This is a genomic window from Aeromicrobium camelliae, from assembly GCF_003850045.1.
Classification (GTDB): Bacteria; Actinomycetota; Actinomycetes; order Propionibacteriales; family Nocardioidaceae; genus Aeromicrobium; species Aeromicrobium camelliae.
This window is the reverse complement of the sequence record NZ_RQJX01000019.1, coordinates 1-17,608: the sequence shown is the minus strand read 5'-3', so window position 1 is coordinate 17,608 and position 17,608 is coordinate 1. Positions and strand designations below refer to the sequence as shown.

Sequence of the window (17,608 nt, the reverse complement as noted above, 5' to 3'; positions counted from 1 at the left end):
CGGGACATCAGGCCGCCTCCCGTTCTGCGATCCGCAAGAACGCTTCGTCAAGGTCGTCGGTGCCGGCTTCAGCGCGCAACTCGCCCGGTGTGGCGTCGGCGATGAGCCGGCCCTCGCGCAGGAGGAGGACCCGGTCGCAGCGCGCGGCCTCGTCCATCACGTGGCTGGACACGAGCAAGGTGGCATCGTCGCGGGCGAGCTCGGCGAACAGCTGCCACAGGTCGCGGCGCAGGACCGGATCCAACCCGACGGTGGGTTCGTCGAGGAGGTAGACCTGCGGCCGGGCGACGAGGGCGGCGGCGAGCGAGACGCGGGTGCGCTGTCCGCCCGAGAGGTTGCCGACGAGTGCGCGTCGCTGGTCGGTCAGGTCGACCGCGCTCAGGACCTGGGCGACGCGGTCGCGGTCGGCGCTCGCGAGGTCGGCGAAGAAGCGCAGGTTCTGTTCGACCGTCAGATCGGGGTACACCGAACTTGCCTGGGTCACGTAGCCGACGTGCGCGCGATTCGCCGGCGTCCCGGCTGGCTCGCCGAGCACGCGCACGGTCCCGGACCGGGTGATCTGAACGCCCGCGATGCACCGGATGAGCGTCGTGTTGAATTATCGGGATGTGCGCGCCATCCGTCAACGGAGCCGTACTCCCGTCAACGAATGGCGCGCACATCTGGGGCCTACTCGAGGGTGAGACCGGCGGCGGGTGCCGTGCGGGCCGCCTTGCGGGAGGGCAATACCGACGCGAAGACCCCGGCCACGGCCGCGATGGCGACGATGGCGGCCAGTTGGCCGACGGGAATGGCGAGCACGGAGCCCGAGGAGACCATCTGCTCGATCATCACCTTGACGCCGATCCAGCCGAAGAACGTTCCGATCGCCACCCCGAGCACGGCCGCCGCTCCGGCGAGCAGGAGCGCTTCCACCACGAGCGTGGCGCGCAGCTGACGTCGGGTGACGCCGAGCGCGCGAAGCAGCGCGTTCTCACGGCGGCGTTCCAGCACCGACAACCCCAGCGTGCTGCCGATGCCGACCAACGCGATGAGCACCGCGATGCCGAGCAGGCCGACGACGACGGCGGTCATCACCGACAACTGTGTCGCGATGAAGTCCTGCTTCTCGATGGTGGAGAACAGGGTCGCGTCCAGGCTCGTGGCCACGGCCTCGAGGTCGCCGACAAGGTCGTTGACGTCGGTGCCGTCGTCCGTGCGCATCCACAGGGCGAGCGGTTCAGCGCGCTCGGTGAGGAAACGCAGCGTGCCGGTGTCCACGACGGGAGTCGGGCCCCAGGGGCTGGAGCTCTCGGTCGGTCGCAGCTCGATCGTCCGGCCGCCCGCTTCGACGGTCACGGTCTCGGGCCAGCCGAGCTCGTCGAGGATCTCGAACGGCAGGGCGATCTCCGCTTCGCCCGGCAACGTGCTGCGGTCGCCATCGATCACGCTGGTGTCGCGTGGGAGCCCGACGACCGGCGTGGCAACTCCGTCCACGGTGACGGTGACTCCGTCGAGCGCCACCGCCTCCTCGACACCCGGCACCGCGAGCACCCGGTCGAGGGCGTCGGCGCGCAACGGGCTCGGTGAGGTCAGCGCCGCGTCGATCGGATAACTCGCGCGGCTCTCCTCGTCCACAGCGGCCCCGGCGCTTGACATTCCCACCACGACGGCGCTCGTCAGGGTCACGCCGACGAGCAGCGCCGAGGTGGTCGTGGCTGTGCGTTTCGGATTCCGGATCGCGTTGTCGGTCGCGATCCGTCCGGTGGCTCCCGTGAGCGGGCCGGCGACTTTTCCGGCCAGGCGGATCAGCGGCGGGACGATCACCGGGCCGAGGACGAGCACGCTCACGAAGAAGAGCACGCCGCCGCCGAGCATGGCCACCACGTTGGCCCCGGCGACCGCGAGCGCGAGGAGCACCGCGCCCGCCGCGAGCAGTATCGCCCCGATCGCGACGCGCACCTTGCCTGCCGTCGTGCGGACGTCGCTGTCTCCAGCCGGTCGCATCGCGGCGAGCGGACTGATGCGGGTCGTGGCGCGGGTGGGAAGCCACGCGGCGGCGACGGTGACGATGACCCCGACCGCGAAGGCCGCGACGAACCACAGCGGTGCGACGGCAGCGTCGCCGAGACCCACGGCCGGGAACAACGACCGGATGACAGCCACGACCCCGTACCCGAAGCCGACACCGGCCAGCAGTCCGACGACCGAGGAGGCGATCGCGATGGCCAACGCCTCGAGGCGCACCGAACGACGCACCTGCGCCCGCGTCGCACCCACGCAGCGCAACATCGCGATGTCGGAAGTGCGTTGAGCGAAGAGGATCGAGAAGGTGTTCGCGATGACGATCGCCGCGACAGTGAGGGCCACCGTCACGAAGACCAGCAGCATGAGCGTCAACGTGTCCGCTCCCCGGGTGATCTCGGCCTGCAGTTCGCGCACGTGATCGTCGGTCGACATCACGACGGCCTCAGGCGCCACGGAGGTGATAGCGCCCTCCTCGATGCCCCTCAGGGGAAGCGAGTCGATCCACAGGCTCTTCTCGAAGGTGCTGACGTCCGCCCACAGGCCATAGAAGTCCGAACTGGTCAGGGCCTCGCCTGCGCTGGCGACTCCGACGACGTCGAACTCTCGTCCGCCGATCTGCACGGTGTCACCGGCTGAGACGTTGTTGCTCTTCGCGGCCTGTTCGTCGACCAGGACCTCGCCCGGTGCGCGCGGCCAGGAGCCGCCCACCAGTTCCTGCCATCGCAGCGCCGCGTCGTCGGCGACGACGCCGATCGTCGAGTCGCCGTTGGACGCGCCGGCCCGCAAGGGCTCCATCGCGTAGCCGAGCACGGTGGCCGCCCCGCCGTCGGCCTCGACGGCTTCGACGATCGTGCGAGCGTCCGCGACCTCGTAGACGTCCGAGGCCACGAGGGTCGAGCCGCGGTAAGGCTGGCCCGCACCGGCGGTCAGACCGTCCTTGGCCGAGGCGTTGAGGGCGCCGATGGTGATGATGAACGCGACGCCGATGGCGACCGCGAGGAAGGCAGCGACATAGCGGCGCGTGTAGAGCCGCAGCGACGCCAGCGTGACGGTGCGCATCAGGCGCGCACCCCCTGCAGCGCCGACACGAGGGTCTCGGACGTCGGGCGTTCCAGATGTGCGCGGATCTGGCCGTCGGCGAGCACGAGGACGTCGTCGGCGTACGATGCCGCGTCGATCTCGTGCGTCACCATGACGACCGTCTGGCCGAACTCGCGGCACGAGCGACGCAGGAAGTCGAGCACCTCGCGTGACGACTCGCTGTCGAGGTTGCCGGTGGGCTCGTCGGCGAAGACGATGTCCGGCTCGGTGACCAGGGCGCGGGCGATGGCGACGCGCTGCTGCTGCCCGCCGGAGAGTTCGCTCGGCCGGTGCCCGAGGCGTTCACGGATGCCCAGGACGTCGACGACGTCGTCGAACCGATGTTGGGTCGAGGCGTTCAGCTTGCGTCCGGAGAGGTCGATCGGGAGCAGGATGTTCTGCTCGGCGGTCAGCATCGGCAGCAGGTTGAACGCCTGGAAGACGAACCCGATGTGGTCGCGGCGGAAGCGGGTGAGCGCGGTGTCGTCGAGGCGCTCGAGCTGCTGGCCGCCGACGGTCACCTCACCGGAGGTGGGCGTGTCCAGTCCGGCCAGGCAGTGCATGAGCGTCGACTTGCCGGAGCCGGACGGGCCCATGATGGCGGTGAAGCGACCGGCCGGGAGGTCGAGGTCGACCCCGCGCAGGGCCTGCACTTCGGTGGCGCCGCGGCCGTAGGTCTTGGTCAGCGCCCGGGCGCGCGCGGCGATGCCGTCGGCCGTTGCCGAGGGGGAGTGGGTGGCAGAGGTCTGAGTCATAACTCGACCGTAGAAATTCCGGACCCCTCGCTTCGTCGGCCATGAGGTGGAAGCCGCGTGCCTCCGGAGGAGGAGAAGCGGTGCTGGAGTCATCCCACGGGATGACTCCAGGCGATCAGTCCTCCGCGCCGCCCATGAGTCGACGGGTGATGGCGGTGACGTCGCGGTCGAGATTGTCGACCCGGTGCTCGATGCGGTCGAGGCGCTTCTCGACGTGCTCGAAGCGCCCATCGACCTGCTCGAACCTGACAGTCACGAGCGTGGTGAGCGCGTCGAACCGAGCGTCGAGCGGGTGGCTGAACATGCCGACCTGAGGGCCGTGAACGCGAGCATGAGCGTGACGAGACTGCCGATCACGGTCCACGTCTGCGCGTCGTTCATGAATCCAGGCTAGGTGAGAAGCGGCGGCAGGCCGAGCGCGCTTGTCCACGCGGTAGGGGGCTAAGAAAAAACAAGCAGGGTTGACTGTTTGTGAGATCCGCGGAAGGCTGAGCGCGTGCGAACCATCCGCGTGGGCAACTGTTCGGGCTTCTACGGCGACCGGCTGTCGGCGATGCGCGAGATGCTCGAGGGCGGCCCGTTGGACTACCTGACTGGCGACTACCTGGCCGAGCTGACGATGCTCATCCTCGGCAAGGACCGGATGAAGGACGCCGACCTCGGCTACGCCAGGACTTTCCTGCGTCAGCTGTCCGACTGCCTCGCCCTCGCCAAGGTACGCGGGGTGCGCATCGTCGCGAACGCCGGCGGCCTCAATCCCGCCGGCCTCGCGCAGCGCGTCCGCGAGGTGGCGGCGGAGCAGGGCGTCGAGGTGGTCGTCGCGCATGTCGAAGGCGACGACCTGGTCGCGAAGGCCGGCGGGTACGGGTGGGACGGGGCGCTGACCGCCAACGCCTATCTCGGCGCCTTCGGCATCGCCGAGGCGCTGCGCCACGGTGCCGACATCGTCGTGACCGGCCGGGTCACCGATGCGTCCGTGGTCGTCGGCCCGGCGATCGCCGAGTTCGGGTGGGGCCGCGAGGACGTGGACCGGCTGGCCGGGGCGGTCGTGGCCGGGCACGTCGTCGAATGCGGGGCGCAGGCCACCGGCGGCAACTTCTCCGGGTTCGCCGACATCGACACGAGCCGCCCGCTCGGTTTTCCGATCGCGGAGGTGGCCGAGGACGGCACGAGCGTCATCACCAAGCACCCGGGCACCGGGGGAGCCGTCACCGTCGACACCGTCACCGCCCAGCTCGTGTACGAGATCGGCGGTCCGGTCTATCTCAACCCCGACGTCGCGACCCGCCTCGACACCATCCGTCTCGAGCAGGACGGCGACGATCGGGTGCGCATCAGTGGCGTCCGGGGAGAGGCTCCGCCGCCCACGACCAAGGTCGCACTCAACAGTCTCGGCGGCTTCCGCAACCAGGTCGAGTTCGTCCTCACCGGCCTCGACATCGAGCAGAAGGCAGCGTGGGTGCGCGCCCAACTCGAGGACGCGCTCCGCGGCGTCGCGATCGACGAGATCTCGTGGGAACTGGTCCGCACCGACCGGCCCGACCCCGCCACCGAGCCCGAAGCCGCGGCTCTCCTGCGCTGCCACGTCAAGAGCAGCGATCCCGCGGCAGCGGGCAGGGCGTTCAGCGGCGCGGCGGTCGAACTCGCCCTCGCCTCGTACCCGGGCTTCCATGTCACCGCCCCGCCCAGTGCCGCGTCGCCGTTCGGCATCTATCGCGCGGTCTACCTGCCCCAGTCGGACGTGCCGCACGTCGTGGTGCTCGCCGACGGCACCCGCATCGACATCCCGCCCCCGGAACACGCCGCATCCGACACCTCGCCGTCCCCCGCGAGTGGTGCAGATTCGCGGTACGGCAGCCCGGAGGGCCACGAATCTGCACCACTCGGCGAGACCGTGCGCAAGGCGTTGGGCCGGCTCGCCTACGCGCGCTCCGGCGACAAGGGCGGCGCGGCCAACGTGGGCGTCTGGATCCCGGCCGACCACCCCCGCCGGGCCGATGCCTTCGCCTGGCTCGCCGACACGCTCGACGCCGCTCGGGTGCGCGAACTGCTGCCCGAAGCTGCCGGGCTGCCCGTGACCGTCCACCCGTTGCCGAACCTCGCGGCCGTCAACGTCGTCATCGACGGGCTGCTCGGCGACGGTGTCGCGTCGTCGACGCGTTTCGATCCGCAGGCCAAGGCCGTCGGTGAGTGGCTCCGCGCCCGGCTCGTCGACATTCCCCGCGAACTCCTCGTGTGAGGGTGAGGAGAATCCGATGACCGATCGATGGGCTACGCCGGAGCGGATCGCCCTGCGCCAAGCGGTGGCGGCGTTCACCCGCGACCGCATCGCCCCGCACCTTCCGCAGTGGGAAGACGACGGTCAGCTGCCGCGGTCGTTGCACCGCGAGACGGCCGAAGCCGGCTTCCTCGGCATCGGCTTCGACGAGTCGGTCGGTGGCGACGGCGGCGATCTCATCGACATCTCGATCGTCTCCGAGGCGATCGTCGAGAACGGTGGCTCGACGGGGCTGCTGGCCTCCCTCTACACGCACGGCATCGCCCTCCCGCACATCGTCGACACAGGCGATCGCGAGCTCATCGACCGGTACGTGCGCCCCACTCTCGCCGGTCAACTGATCGGGTCGCTCGGCATCACCGAGCCCGGAGGCGGCTCCAACGTCGCTGGCATCAGCACCCGAGCGGTACGCGACGGCGACCACTACGTCGTCAACGGCGCCAAGACCTTCATCACCTCCAGCGTCCGCGCCGACTTCGTGACGACTGCGGTCCGCACGGGCGATCCGGGACACGGTGGCATCAGCCTCATCGTGATCGACACGGACACGCCGGGCTTCTCGGTCAGCCGGAACCTGCGCAAGATGGGCTGGCACTGCTCGGACACCGGAGAACTCGCCTTCGACGACGTCCGGGTCCCGGCCGCCAACCTCGTCGGCGAGGAGAACGGCGGCTTCTACCTCGTGATGCAGCAGTTCGTCACCGAGCGGCTGTCGCTCGCGGTGCAGGCCTACGCCACCTGCCAGCGCGCCCTCGACCTCGCGGTCGGCTACGCCCGAGAGCGGGAGACATTCGGCCGTCCGCTCATCAGCCGACAAGTGATCCGGCACAAGCTCGTCGACATGCACCGGCGGACCGAAGCCGCGCGCGCCTTGACGCGCCGGGCGGTCGAACGAGCCGCCGACAGCGGGGACACGACCGACCCGCAGCTCATCCTCGACGCTGCGATCGCCAAGAACCAGGCCGTCGAAGCCGTCGAATGGGTGGTGAACGAGGCGGTGCAGATCTTCGGCGGCATGGGTTACATGCGCGAGTCGGAGATCGACCGGCACTACCGCGACGCCCGCCTGCTCGGCATCGGGGGCGGTGCCACCGAAGTGCTCAACGATCTGGCCGCGAAGTTGCTGGGGTACTGATGCCGCGCACACAGCACGAGCCGACGACGGAGGAGATGCCATGAAGACCGCGATCGAGCCGACGTCACCGGCGTTCGAGGAGAACCGCAGCGCGATGCTCGAACGCGTCGCCGACCTCGCCGAGCAGCACGCGAAAGCGCTCGCCGGCGGCGGAGAGCGGTACGTCGAGCGCCACCACCGGCGAGGAAAACTCACCGCCCGCGAGCGCATCGAACTCCTTCTCGACCCCGACTCGCCGTTCCTCGAACTGGGCGCGCTGGCCGGTTGGGGCACGGACTTCGCGGTCGGCGGATCGATCGTCACCGGCATCGGCGTCGTCGAGGGCGTCGAGTGCATGATCGTCGCCAACGACCCGACGGTGAAGGGTGGTTCCAGCAATCCGGTCACCGTCAAGAAAGGGTTCCGCGCCGCGCAGATCGCCGCCGAGAACCGCCTGCCGACGATCAACCTCGTCGAATCCGGCGGGGCCGATCTGCCGACTCAGAAGGACATCTTCATCCCCGGCGGCAAGTCCTTCCGCAACCTCACCGAGGCCAGCGCGGACCGGCGCCCGACGATCGCCCTCGTCTTCGGCAACTCCACCGCCGGCGGCGCGTACATCCCGGGCATGAGCGACTACGTCGTGATGGTCAAGGAGGGCGCGAAGGTGTTCCTCGGGGGCCCGCCGCTGGTCAAAATGGCCACCGGTGAGGAAGCCGATGACGAATCGCTCGGCGGCGCCGAGATGCACGCACGGCAGTCCGGGCTCGCCGACTACCTCGCCGTCGACGAGCGGGACGCCATCCGGCTCGGCCGCCAGATCGTGCGGCGGCTCAACTGGCGCAAGCACGGGCCGGCACCGGCCGTCGACTACGCCGAGCCACTGTTCGACCCGGAGGAGCTGCTCGGCATCGTCCCCACGGACCTCAAGATCCCCTTCGACCCGCGCGAGGTCATCGCCCGCCTCGTCGACGGCAGCGAGTTCGACGAGTTCAAACCGCTGTACGGGCCGAGCCTGGTGACCGGTTTCGCGCAGGTGCACGGCTACCCGGTGGGCATCCTCGCGAACGCGCAGGGCGTCCTGTTCAGCGCGGAGGCCCAGAAGGCCGCGCAGTTCATCCAGCTCGCGAACCAGGTCGACACTCCGCTGCTGTTCCTGCACAACACGACCGGCTACATGGTCGGCGCGGAGTACGAGCAGGGCGGCATCATCAAGCACGGCGCCCAGATGATCAACGCGGTCTCGAACTCGCAGGTCCCGCACATCTCCGTCGTGCTCGGCGCCTCGTACGGCGCGGGCAACTACGGGATGAGCGGCCGCGCGTACGACCCGCGGTTCATGTTCAGCTGGACCGGCGCGAAGTCCGCCGTCATGGGCCCGGCGCAGCTCGCCGGCGTCATCTCGATCGTCGCTCGGCAGGCGGCCGAGGCCAAGGGACAGCCGTACGACGAGGAGGGCGACGCGCAGATGCGCGCCTTCGTCGAGCAGCAGATCGAGAACGAGTCGCTCGCGTACTTCACGTCCGGGCTCGGCTACGACGACGGCGTCATCGACCCGCGGGACACCCGCACGGTCCTCGGTATCTGCCTCTCGGCCATCCACAACGCGCCCGTCGAGGGCGCCCGCGGCTACGGGGTGTTCCGCCTATGAGCCGTCGCAGCCGCCGAGTGATCGCACTCTTCTCTCCGCACCAGACCGCCTCACGAGGAGGACGACGATGATCCGCAGCGTGCTGGTCGCCAACCGCGGCGAGATCGCCCGCCGGGTGTTCCGCACCTGCCGCGACCTCGGTATCGCGACCGTCGCCGTCCACTCCGACGCCGACGCTGACGCGCCGTTCGTGCACGAGGCCGACCGGGCCGTCCGGCTTCCCGGCGACGCGCCCGCCGACACCTACTTGCGCGGTGACCTCGTCATCGACGCCGCACGTCGTGCCGGTGCCGACGCGATCCACCCCGGGTACGGGTTCCTGTCCGAGAACGCCGACTTCGCGCGGGCGGTCGAGGACGCCGGCCTCACCTGGATCGGCCCCACACCCGAGTCGATCGAGGCGATGGGCAGCAAGATCCGGGCCAAGCAGATCATGGCTCGCGCGGGCGTGCCGATCCTCGACGTCGACCTGGACGGCATCACCCCGGCGGAGTTCCCGCTCCTGGTCAAGGCGTCGGCAGGCGGCGGTGGCCGAGGGATGCGCGTCGTGGAGTCGCTCGACGAGCTCGACGCGGAACTCGCCACGGCGGAGGCCGAGGCGCGATCGGCCTTCGGCGACGGCACGGTGTTCGTCGAGCCGTACCTGCCTCGGGCGCGTCACGTCGAGGTGCAGGTGCTCAGCGACACGCACGGACGGACCTGGGTCGTGGGCGACCGGGACTGCTCGACCCAGCGGCGGCATCAGAAGGTCGTCGAGGAAGCTCCGGCGCCGGACCTCTCGGACAAGGCGCGCACGACGCTGCACATCGCCGCCCGGGCGGCGGCGGAAGCGGTCGGCTACCGCGGCGCCGGCACGGTGGAGTTCCTCGTGGACGGCGACCGGGTGTTCTTCCTCGAGATGAACACCCGGCTGCAGGTCGAACATCCGGTGACCGAGTGCGTCACCGGCCTGGACCTGGTGGCGCTGCAGATCGCGGTCGCCGAAGGTCAGCCCCTGCCCGGTGACGCCCCTGAGTCCTCCGGGCACGCGGTCGAGGTCCGTCTCTACGCGGAGGACCCGGGCGACGACTGGGCGCCGCAGACCGGGACCATCCGGGCTTTCGACCTCGACGGGGCACGCTTCACCGTGCCCGAGGGCCACGGTGTGCGCATCGACTCGGGTGTCGAGCCGGGCAGCCAGGTCGGCATCCACTACGACGCGATGCTCGCCAAGATCGTCGCGTACGGCCCGGACCGCCAGGCGGCGCTCCGCATGCTCGACGGCGCCCTGCGCCGCGCCCGGGTCCACGGCCTCACCACCAACCTCGAGTTGTTGCGCGCGATCCTCAACGATGCGGACTTCGTGGCGGCGCGCCTCAGTACAGCGCTGCTCGACGAACGCCTCGAGACCTGGTCGGCCGCGAACGACGACCGTGTCGTCCGCAAGGCAGCTCTGGCCGCGGCCATCGGTCAGGCGACGCAGACCGCCGCGCGGGCGAGGGTGATGTCGCGGATACCCGCGGCCTGGCGGAACGTGCCGAGTCAGCCGCGCATTCGCACCTACCGCCGTGGTGACACGGAGCTCGCGGTCTCGTATGGCGCCGAGGGGCGCGCCCTCGTCTCGGACTGGCTCCACGGCGTTGCTGTGGCTGACGCTCACGGCGATCGGGTGATCCTCGATGACGGTGGCGTCCGTGAGACGTACCGGGTGACGCTGGGCGACGGCGTCGTCGACGTCGACGGCCCGGCCGGGGGCTTCGGCTTCGAGGTCGTCCCGGACTTCGTCGACCCGGCCGACGTCGTGGCGGAGGGCTCGCTGCTCGCTCCCATGCCCGCCTCGGTCACCGCGGTCGCGGTCGACGTCGGCGACAAGGTGGCCAAGGGCGATGCTGTGGTCGTCCTGGAGGCCATGAAGATGCAGCACACCATCGCGGCGCCGACGGACGGCGTCGTCGCCGAGCTGGCGGTGAGTTCGGGTCAGCAAGTCGAAGCGGGCGCGGTGCTCGCGGTGATCGAGGAGGATGAGGCATGAGCGGTTTCGTCGAGTCCGAGGAGCGCCGCGCGCTGCGTCAGGCGGTGCGTGACCTGGGCCGGAAGTACGGGGAGTCGTACTTCTACGCCGCCGCGAACGAAGGGCGGAAGACCACCGAGTTGTGGAGCGAGGCCGGCAAGCTCGGCTACCTCGGGGTCTCGATCCCCGAGGAGTACGGCGGTGGCGGCGGGGAGATCGGCGACCTCGCGGCGGTCTGCGAGGAACTCGCCGCCGCCGGCTGCCCGCTGCTGCTGATGGTCGTCTCACCGGCGATCGTCGGCACGGTCATCGCCCAGTACGGCACCGAGGAGCAGCGACGTCGCTGGCTCCCCGGGCTCGCCGACGGCAGCGCGACGTACGCGTTCAGCATCACCGAGCCCGACGCCGGCTCCAACTCCCACAACATCGCGACGACCGCGCGCCGCGACGGGACGGACTGGGTGCTCAAGGGCGGCAAGACCTACATCAGCGGCGTCGACGAGGCCAGTCACGTGCTCGTCGTGGGGCGCACCGAGGACGCGAAGACGGGCAAGCTCAAGCCCGCTCTGTTCATGGTGCCGACCGACGCCCGCGGGTTCACCTGGCAGGAGATCGACATGGGGCTGACGTCCCCGGAGAAGCAGTTCACGCTGTTCTTCGACGATGTCCGCCTCCCCGCGGACGCGCTCGTGGGCAAGGAGGACGCGGGCCTCGATCAACTGTTCGCCGGCCTCAACCCGGAGCGCATCATGGCGGCGTCGATGGCGACCGGTACGGCGCGCTGGGCGCTTCGCAAGGCGGTCGCGTACGCCAAGGAGCGCGACGTGTGGGGCAAGCCGATCGGTGCGCACCAGGCGATCGCGCACCCGCTGGCCAAGCTGCACGTCGAGATCGAGATGGCCCGGCTGCTGACCCAGAAAGCCGCCGCGTTGTACGCCGAGGGCGACCTGCTGGCGGCGGGCGAGGCGGCGAACATGGCGAAGTACGCCGCGGGAGAGGCGGCGTGCGCCGCCGTGGACCAGGCGATCCAGACGCACGGCGGCAACGGACTGGCGACCGAGTACGGTCTCGTGCAGTCCCTCGTGGCATCGCGACTGACGCGCATCGCTCCCGTCAGCCGCGAGATGGCCCTCAACTTCGTCGCCCAGTTCTCACTCGGCCTCCCGAAGTCCTACTGACCGCCCGCGGAAGAAGGAGCGTCATGACCGAACTCGTCCACCTCGAGGTCGCGGACCGGGTCGCCACGATCACCCTCGACAGTGAGCACAACCGCAACGCCCTCAGTCGCCAGCTCGTGACCGAGCTGGGGGAGAGGCTTGCCGCCGCCGAGCAGGACGATGCGGCGCGCGTCGTCGTGCTGCGGTCGGCCCACCGGGTGTTCTGCTCCGGCGCCGACCTCTCCGAGGCGAAGGACGGCGCGATGGAGGAGGGCGCGCAGCGGCTCGTCGCCCTGCAACGACAGATCGCCACCTCGGCCAAGCCGGTCGTCGTCGTACTCGCGGGACCCGTCCGCGCGGGCGGGCTGGGTCTCGTCGGCGCGGCCGACGTCGTCGTCGCGGCGGAGTCGGTGAACTTCGCCCTCACCGAGGTCCGGCTCGGCCTCGCCCCCTCGGTCATCTCCCTCAGCCTGCTCACGCGCCTGTCCCCGCGTGCCGCGAGCGATCTTCTCCTCTCGGCGCGGACCTTCGGAGCCGCCGAAGCGGCCACGATCGGACTGGTCACGCGGGCCGTCCCGGACGATGAGCTGGAGGACGCCGTACGGGGCGTGGTGGGCGAACTCGCCGAGGGATCACCGCAGGGCCTGCGCGAGACCAAGCGACTGCTCAACGCCGACCTCGTCGCCCGGATCGATCGCGACGGGGAACAGGTGGCGCGGCAGTCCGCCGAACTGTTCGGAAGCGAGGAGGCTCGAGCGGCGATGACCGCGTTCCTCACCCGCAAGAAGTAACGGACGCGACGCGCTCGGAGCCGGTCCGTGTGGGAGGGGCAGCGTACAATCGATCGTTCGGACTGCCCTGTGGAGGAGATCGGTTGCCCAGCCCTGAGGAGCGCGCGGAACTCGCGGCCGAGCAGGCCTATGTCGATACCGTCTACGAGCGACTCGACGTCTCTGCCGACACCGCACGAGCCCTCGTCACCGAGGGCATGGCACGCGGCCACATCGGTCACGAAGGAGGCCTCGTCGAGCGCGACGCGATGGTGTACCAGGCCACGCGCCGGCTCTCGGCGTTGAACGCAGCGCATGAAGGCCTCGTCTTCGGTCGGCTGGACCTCCGTGACGGCGAGAAGCGTTACATCGGCCGGATCGGCGTGCGCGACGAGGACCGCGAGGTGCTGCTGATCGACTGGCGCGCCCCCGCCGCCTCGCTGTTCTATCGCGCCACCGCGCAGGAGCCGTCCGGCGTGGTCCGCCGTCGCGTGCTCCGTTCGCGCGGCGACCGTGTCGTCGGGATCGAGGACGACCTGCTCGACGCCGACCACGCGCCCGACGACATGGTGGTCGCCGGCGAGGGCGCCCTGCTCGCCAGCCTCAGCCGAGCCCGCGACGACGCGATGCACTCGGTGGTCGCGACGATCCAGAAGGAGCAGGACGAGGCGATCCGCGCTCCCAGCCGAGGCGCCACGATCATCGCGGGCGGACCGGGCACAGGTAAGACCGTCGTGGCCCTGCACCGTGCCGCCTACCTGCTCTACACCGACCGCCGGCGGTTCGAGCGCGGCGGCGTGCTCGTCGTCGGACCGTCGGCGGTGTTCATGAACTACATCGAGCGCGTGCTCCCGAGCCTCGGCGAGACCGCCGTGACCCTGCGGGCGATCGGCGAGGTCGTCGACGGCATCCGCGCCGACGAGCACGACGTGCCCGAGGCGGCGGCGGTCAAGGGATCGGCCCGCATGGCCACGGTGCTGCGCCGGTTGTCCCGCTCACCGGTGGCGGACGCGCCGCGCGAGTTCACCGGTTTCTACCGCGATGCGCGCCTCCACCTCGCCGGTGCTGACCTCAAGCGGCTGCGCCGCAGGCTGCTGCAGCAGGGCCCGCACAACCGCGTGTACCGTCAAGCGCCCGGGGTCGTCCTCCAGGCGCTCTGGTCGCAGGTCACGGCCGAGCGCGCGCTGGAGAAGGGCGAGGACGCGTTCATCGACGCGATGCTCGGCGACGCCCGGTTCATCGACTTCGTCGAGTCGTGGTGGCCCGAGGTCGACGCGGTCGAGCTGTGGCGGTCGCTGCCCGACCGTCTCGGCGAGCTCGCCGGCGACCTCCTCAGCGGCGAGGAGATCGCCACCTTGCGCGCGACGTGGAGCACCGGCGCTCCGCGCATCGAGGACGTGCCGCTCATCGACGAGCTGCGCCACCTCGTCGGCGAGGTCCCCCCGGAGATCGACCTCGACGCCGGGGCGCCACGCCAGCTCATGAGCTTCGAGCGGCGCGAGCGCGAGGCGGCCGAGGAGCGGCTCCGCGCCACCTCGAGCATCGAGGACGACAGCTTCGCGCACATCCTCGTCGACGAGGCGCAGGACCTCTCGCCCATGCAGTGGCGCATGCTGGGCCGTCGCGGCCGGCTGGCGAGCTGGACGATCGTCGGCGACGACGCCCAGGCCTCCTGGCCGCTGCCGGAGGAAGCCTCCCAGGCGCGCGCCGAGGCGCTCGGCGACAAGCCCGTCCACCGCTTCCGCCTCTCCACGAACTACCGCAACTCCGCGGAGATCTACGAGCTCGGTGCCCGGGTCGCTCGCCGCACGATCGAACGTCCGGATCTCGCGGAGGCGGTGCGGCGCACAGGGGTCGACCCGCGCCACGAGCGGGTCCAGAGCGGCCAGCTGGATGGACGCGCGCGCGAACTGCTCGACTGGCTGCTCGCCGAGACCGCCGGTACGGTCGCCGTCGTGGTTCCGCACGCAGCGCTCAGGCGGTGGCGCGACGCCCTCGGCGACGTCTCTCCCGAGCGCGTCCGACTATTGACCGGTCTCGACACCAAGGGTCTGGAGTTCGACGGTGTCCTCGTCGTGGAGCCGGACGCCTTCGTCGCCGAGTCCCCGGCCGGCTGGCGGACCCTCTACGTCGTCCTGACCCGCGCCACTCAACGGCTCGCGACACTGGGCACGACCGACCGCTGGCTGCAGGAGGTGTGATGGCGCGTCGTGCGCTGCGGATCGGTCTCGTCGTCCTCGTGGGGCTGGTGGTCGGCCTCTGGGTCGCTGCCGCCTCCTTCCTGCACACCGATCGTTCGGTGACGGTCGGCGCCCACGCGGCCACCGTGAGTGGAACGTTCGACGGCCACGCCACCGTGCAGGCCGGCCCTCTGCTCCCCGAGTTCCGCCTGCCCAGCGGCGCGCCCCTGGGGATCGGTGCGACGATCGTGCTCCACGACAGCCCGATCACGAACTTCGAGGAGATCCTCGCGCGCGACGCCGCGATCGCCGCGGCTCCCGAAGGTGAGATCGCCAAAGTCGAGGCGGAGCTGCGCGACGTGGCCCTCGAGTCGGCGGTGCGAGGCCTCGCCGCGGGGATCGCGGCCGTGACGGCGATCGTGGTGGTCTGGCGTCTCGTCGGGCGCGACCGCCGCGCCGAGCTGGCGGCCGCCTGGCCGCCCAGCCGCGGCACCGCGACGGTCGGCGGCACGCTCGCCGTCGTCCTCGTCGCCTCGGTCTGGGTGGCGTTGCCGCATGACTCCGACGGCCGCAACGTCACATGGGTGCCGATCGCAGCGGAATTCCCCGAACTCGACGACATCCCCGCCGACACCAGCGCTCTGCGCGGCGTCGAGGTGTCCAAGGGTGCGGCGGTCACCGGCGGCAAGGCCCTGCTCGACGGCGCCATCGCCACCTACAGCGAGTCGGTCGAGTTCTACGGCGACCTCGCGGCGAAGGTGGAGGACGTCGACGGCATCCGCGCTCCCGAGGGCGACGAGGTCACCGCTCTCGTCGTCACTGACCGGCACGACAACATCACGATGGACCAGGTCGCCAAGGCCATCGCCGATCGGGCCGACATCTCGTTCGTCATGGACCTCGGCGACGACACGTCCAACGGCGCGAGCTGGGAGGACTTCAGCATCCGCTCGCTCGCCACGACCTTCGAGGACTATCCGGTGTACGCCGTCGCAGGCAATCACGACCAAGGGCCCTATATCCGCGAGGAGATGGAGCGCGCGGGGTTCACGGTGCTCGACGGGGAGATCGAGGAGTTCGAGGGCATCGCGCTGCTCGGGGACAGCGACCCCCGCAGCTCGGGGCTGACCGCCGGGTACACCGGCAACGAGGGCGAGAACATCGACGCGATCGGGGAGCAGAGCACGGCGCTCGCCGAGACGGCGTGCGAGGCCGACGAGCGTGTCGGCGTGCTCATGGTGCACAGCTCCGCCTCGGCGCGCGAGACGGTCGAACGCGGGTGCGCCGACCTCGTGCTGTCCGGCCACCTGCACCGGCAGGTCGGCCCGACCGAGACGGAGGGCGACGACGGCATCACCACATCGCTGACGACGGCGTCGACCGGCGGTGCCGTGTACGCCTTCGCGCTGGGCAGCAAGCTGCGCCGGGACGCGCAGGTCACGCTCGTGACGTTCGACGACGGCCGGCCGGTCGGTCTGCAGATCGTCACGCTCAAACCGGGCGCGATCATCGAGGTCGGCGACTACACCGAACTCACCCTCAGCGATCTTCCCGACGACGACAGCGCCACCTCCACGACGGAGTGACCTCGATCCGGTGGCCGAAGGTCCGGTGAGCGGGGAGTTGGTGGATGATGAACCCGTGACTGAGGTCGAGACGATCGCCGGTGCTCCACGGCTGCCGCAACGCGCCTGGATCCGCTCGGAGGCGATCTTCCCCGTCGTCGGCGTCGCCATCGTCGCGGCCGTGTGCGCCGCGGTGGCGGTGACGTCGTCGATGGACTTCGCGCTGCAGGCGGGCATCATTCTGGTGGTCATCGCCGTCGGCATCGCCCTCGGGCTGCTGCGCTCCCGCTCGGGGCCCGAGGTGGTGCAGCGTCGGGTGGCCGAGTCCCGGTCCGCATGGGCGCGTCAGCGGGGATGGAGCGTCGTTCCAGACGGCGACGCCGATCCCACTGAGGTGGCGTTGGCGCTGCCAGCGGGATGGCGGGTCGTGGGTGCGGCGGGGGCGGCTCGACTGCCGGATTCGTCGAACGGAAGCACGCGTGGAGACGTGGGTGCTTCACCCAGCCCTCGGGTCTCGTCGTCGTCCGACGCGCCGCGAGATCGTGAGCGTCGGCTGCGAGGCCGCCGGCAAGCGATTCACTGTGTCGAACGTCCCGACGATCGATCCGCTCACCGTCAGGCCGGCCTGGTCGCGCGGTAAGCCGTCCGCGACGGGCGAGCCGTCCTGGGCGAACGCCGTTCGCGAACTCGTGCAGGCGCACAAGGATCTGCCGCTCAGCCTCACGATCGGGGACCGACGTGTCGTGATCCTGGCGATCGACGATCCTCGTCCCGGGACCGCCCTCGCCCGTATCGACCTCGCGATCGCCGCCGCCCGACTCGTCAGCTGACCGACCGTCACTCACCCGGGCAGAGGTGGTCAGCGACCGACATGGAGCCATCGCCCTCGTTGCCACGGCTCCATTGCCCCTCGTTCCTCGCGCTACTCGACCACCTATCGCGGCCGTAGGAGGTCGCTCAGCGACCACTTACCGAGATCTGGACGTTCCTATAGTGCGTCAAGTGCTTTGAGGTCGGCTTTGAGTGCTCCGTGGAGTTCTCGGGCGATGAGTCGTTTCATC

14 protein-coding genes are annotated in these 17,608 nt (G+C 70.4%); 10 read left to right on the top strand and 4 right to left on the bottom strand.

The window, feature by feature from the left end; all coding sequences use genetic code 11:
- Nucleotides 1-7: 7 nt before the first annotated feature.
- The 4 genes from EHW97_RS12715 to EHW97_RS12700 all read right to left on the bottom strand — a co-directional run bounded on the left by EHW97_RS12715 (nt 8) and on the right by EHW97_RS12700 (nt 4,146).
- On the bottom strand, nt 8-583 hold the full coding sequence (locus EHW97_RS12715) for an ABC transporter ATP-binding protein (protein ID WP_124237554.1): 576 nt from the start codon (nt 581-583) through the stop codon (nt 8-10).
- 86 nt (nt 584-669) lie between these two features.
- Nucleotides 670-3,066 (bottom strand): ABC transporter permease, encoded by a 2,397-nt coding sequence (locus EHW97_RS12710; protein WP_124237553.1) that lies wholly within the window; start codon nt 3,064-3,066, stop codon nt 670-672.
- Nucleotides 3,066-3,842 (bottom strand): ABC transporter ATP-binding protein, encoded by a 777-nt coding sequence (locus tag EHW97_RS12705; RefSeq protein ID WP_124237552.1) that lies wholly within the window; start codon nt 3,840-3,842, stop codon nt 3,066-3,068. Before EHW97_RS12705 ends, EHW97_RS12710 begins: the two co-directional genes overlap by 1 nt.
- A gap of 115 nt (nt 3,843-3,957) precedes the next feature.
- Nucleotides 3,958-4,146 (bottom strand): hypothetical protein, encoded by a 189-nt coding sequence (locus EHW97_RS12700; RefSeq protein ID WP_124237551.1) that lies wholly within the window; start codon nt 4,144-4,146, stop codon nt 3,958-3,960.
- A gap of 192 nt (nt 4,147-4,338) precedes the next feature.
- Between EHW97_RS12700 and EHW97_RS12695 the strand changes: the two genes are divergently transcribed.
- The 10 genes from EHW97_RS12695 to EHW97_RS12650 all read left to right on the top strand — a co-directional run bounded on the left by EHW97_RS12695 (nt 4,339) and on the right by EHW97_RS12650 (nt 17,377).
- Entirely contained in the window at nt 4,339-6,081 is a 1,743-nt protein-coding gene (locus EHW97_RS12695) for an acyclic terpene utilization AtuA family protein (RefSeq protein WP_124237550.1), read from the top strand.
- A 16-nt stretch (nt 6,082-6,097) separates the two neighbouring features.
- Nucleotides 6,098-7,255, top strand: a complete 1,158-nt coding sequence (locus EHW97_RS12690; RefSeq protein WP_124237549.1) for an acyl-CoA dehydrogenase family protein — start codon at nt 6,098-6,100, stop codon at nt 7,253-7,255.
- A 40-nt stretch (nt 7,256-7,295) separates the two neighbouring features.
- The gene (locus tag EHW97_RS12685; RefSeq protein ID WP_124237548.1) at nt 7,296-8,885 is read left to right on the top strand and encodes an acyl-CoA carboxylase subunit beta; all 1,590 of its coding nucleotides are present in this window, start codon (nt 7,296-7,298) and stop codon (nt 8,883-8,885) included.
- A gap of 67 nt (nt 8,886-8,952) precedes the next feature.
- A complete protein-coding gene (locus EHW97_RS12680; protein WP_124237547.1) occupies nt 8,953-10,896 on the top strand; it encodes an acetyl/propionyl/methylcrotonyl-CoA carboxylase subunit alpha in 1,944 nt (647 codons plus the stop codon).
- Nucleotides 10,893-12,053, top strand: a complete 1,161-nt coding sequence (locus tag EHW97_RS12675; protein WP_124237546.1) for an acyl-CoA dehydrogenase family protein — start codon at nt 10,893-10,895, stop codon at nt 12,051-12,053. Before EHW97_RS12680 ends, EHW97_RS12675 begins: the two co-directional genes overlap by 4 nt.
- 23 nt (nt 12,054-12,076) lie before the next feature.
- Nucleotides 12,077-12,823 carry an enoyl-CoA hydratase-related protein gene (locus EHW97_RS12670; RefSeq protein ID WP_124237545.1) on the top strand — a complete coding sequence of 249 codons (747 nt, stop codon included), beginning with the start codon at nt 12,077-12,079 and terminating at the stop codon, nt 12,821-12,823.
- Between the two features lie 83 nt (nt 12,824-12,906).
- Nucleotides 12,907-15,003 (top strand): HelD family protein, encoded by a 2,097-nt coding sequence (locus tag EHW97_RS12665; RefSeq protein WP_124237544.1) that lies wholly within the window; start codon nt 12,907-12,909, stop codon nt 15,001-15,003.
- Complete coding sequence (locus tag EHW97_RS12660) at nt 15,003-16,568, top strand: metallophosphoesterase family protein (protein WP_124237543.1); 1,566 nt, start codon at nt 15,003-15,005, stop codon at nt 16,566-16,568. The genes EHW97_RS12665 and EHW97_RS12660 overlap by 1 nt, the downstream gene beginning before the upstream one ends.
- Before the next feature lie 55 nt (nt 16,569-16,623).
- The gene (locus EHW97_RS12655; RefSeq protein ID WP_124237542.1) at nt 16,624-17,187 is read left to right on the top strand and encodes a hypothetical protein; all 564 of its coding nucleotides are present in this window, start codon (nt 16,624-16,626) and stop codon (nt 17,185-17,187) included.
- Nucleotides 17,129-17,377, top strand: coding sequence for a hypothetical protein (locus EHW97_RS12650; RefSeq protein ID WP_124237541.1), 249 nt, complete (start codon nt 17,129-17,131; stop codon nt 17,375-17,377). Before EHW97_RS12655 ends, EHW97_RS12650 begins: the two co-directional genes overlap by 59 nt.
- Nucleotides 17,378-17,608 lie beyond the last annotated feature (231 nt).

Excerpts from the sequence above, each read along its gene's own strand:
- EHW97_RS12660 (WP_124237543.1), top strand. The coding sequence starts at position 15,003 with ATGGCGCGTCGTGCGCTGCGGATCGGTCTCGTCGTCCTCGTGGGGCTG.
- EHW97_RS12680 (WP_124237547.1), top strand. The coding sequence starts at position 8,953 with ATGATCCGCAGCGTGCTGGTCGCCAACCGCGGCGAGATCGCCCGCCGG.
- EHW97_RS12710 (WP_124237553.1), bottom strand. The coding sequence starts at position 3,066 with ATGCGCACCGTCACGCTGGCGTCGCTGCGGCTCTACACGCGCCGCTAT.
- EHW97_RS12675 (WP_124237546.1), top strand. The coding sequence starts at position 10,893 with ATGAGCGGTTTCGTCGAGTCCGAGGAGCGCCGCGCGCTGCGTCAGGCG.
- EHW97_RS12685 (WP_124237548.1), top strand. The coding sequence starts at position 7,296 with ATGAAGACCGCGATCGAGCCGACGTCACCGGCGTTCGAGGAGAACCGC.
- EHW97_RS12670 (WP_124237545.1), top strand. The coding sequence starts at position 12,077 with ATGACCGAACTCGTCCACCTCGAGGTCGCGGACCGGGTCGCCACGATC.
- EHW97_RS12705 (WP_124237552.1), bottom strand. The coding sequence starts at position 3,842 with ATGACTCAGACCTCTGCCACCCACTCCCCCTCGGCAACGGCCGACGGC.
- EHW97_RS12700 (WP_124237551.1), bottom strand. The coding sequence starts at position 4,146 with ATGTTCAGCCACCCGCTCGACGCTCGGTTCGACGCGCTCACCACGCTC.
- EHW97_RS12690 (WP_124237549.1), top strand. The coding sequence starts at position 6,098 with ATGACCGATCGATGGGCTACGCCGGAGCGGATCGCCCTGCGCCAAGCG.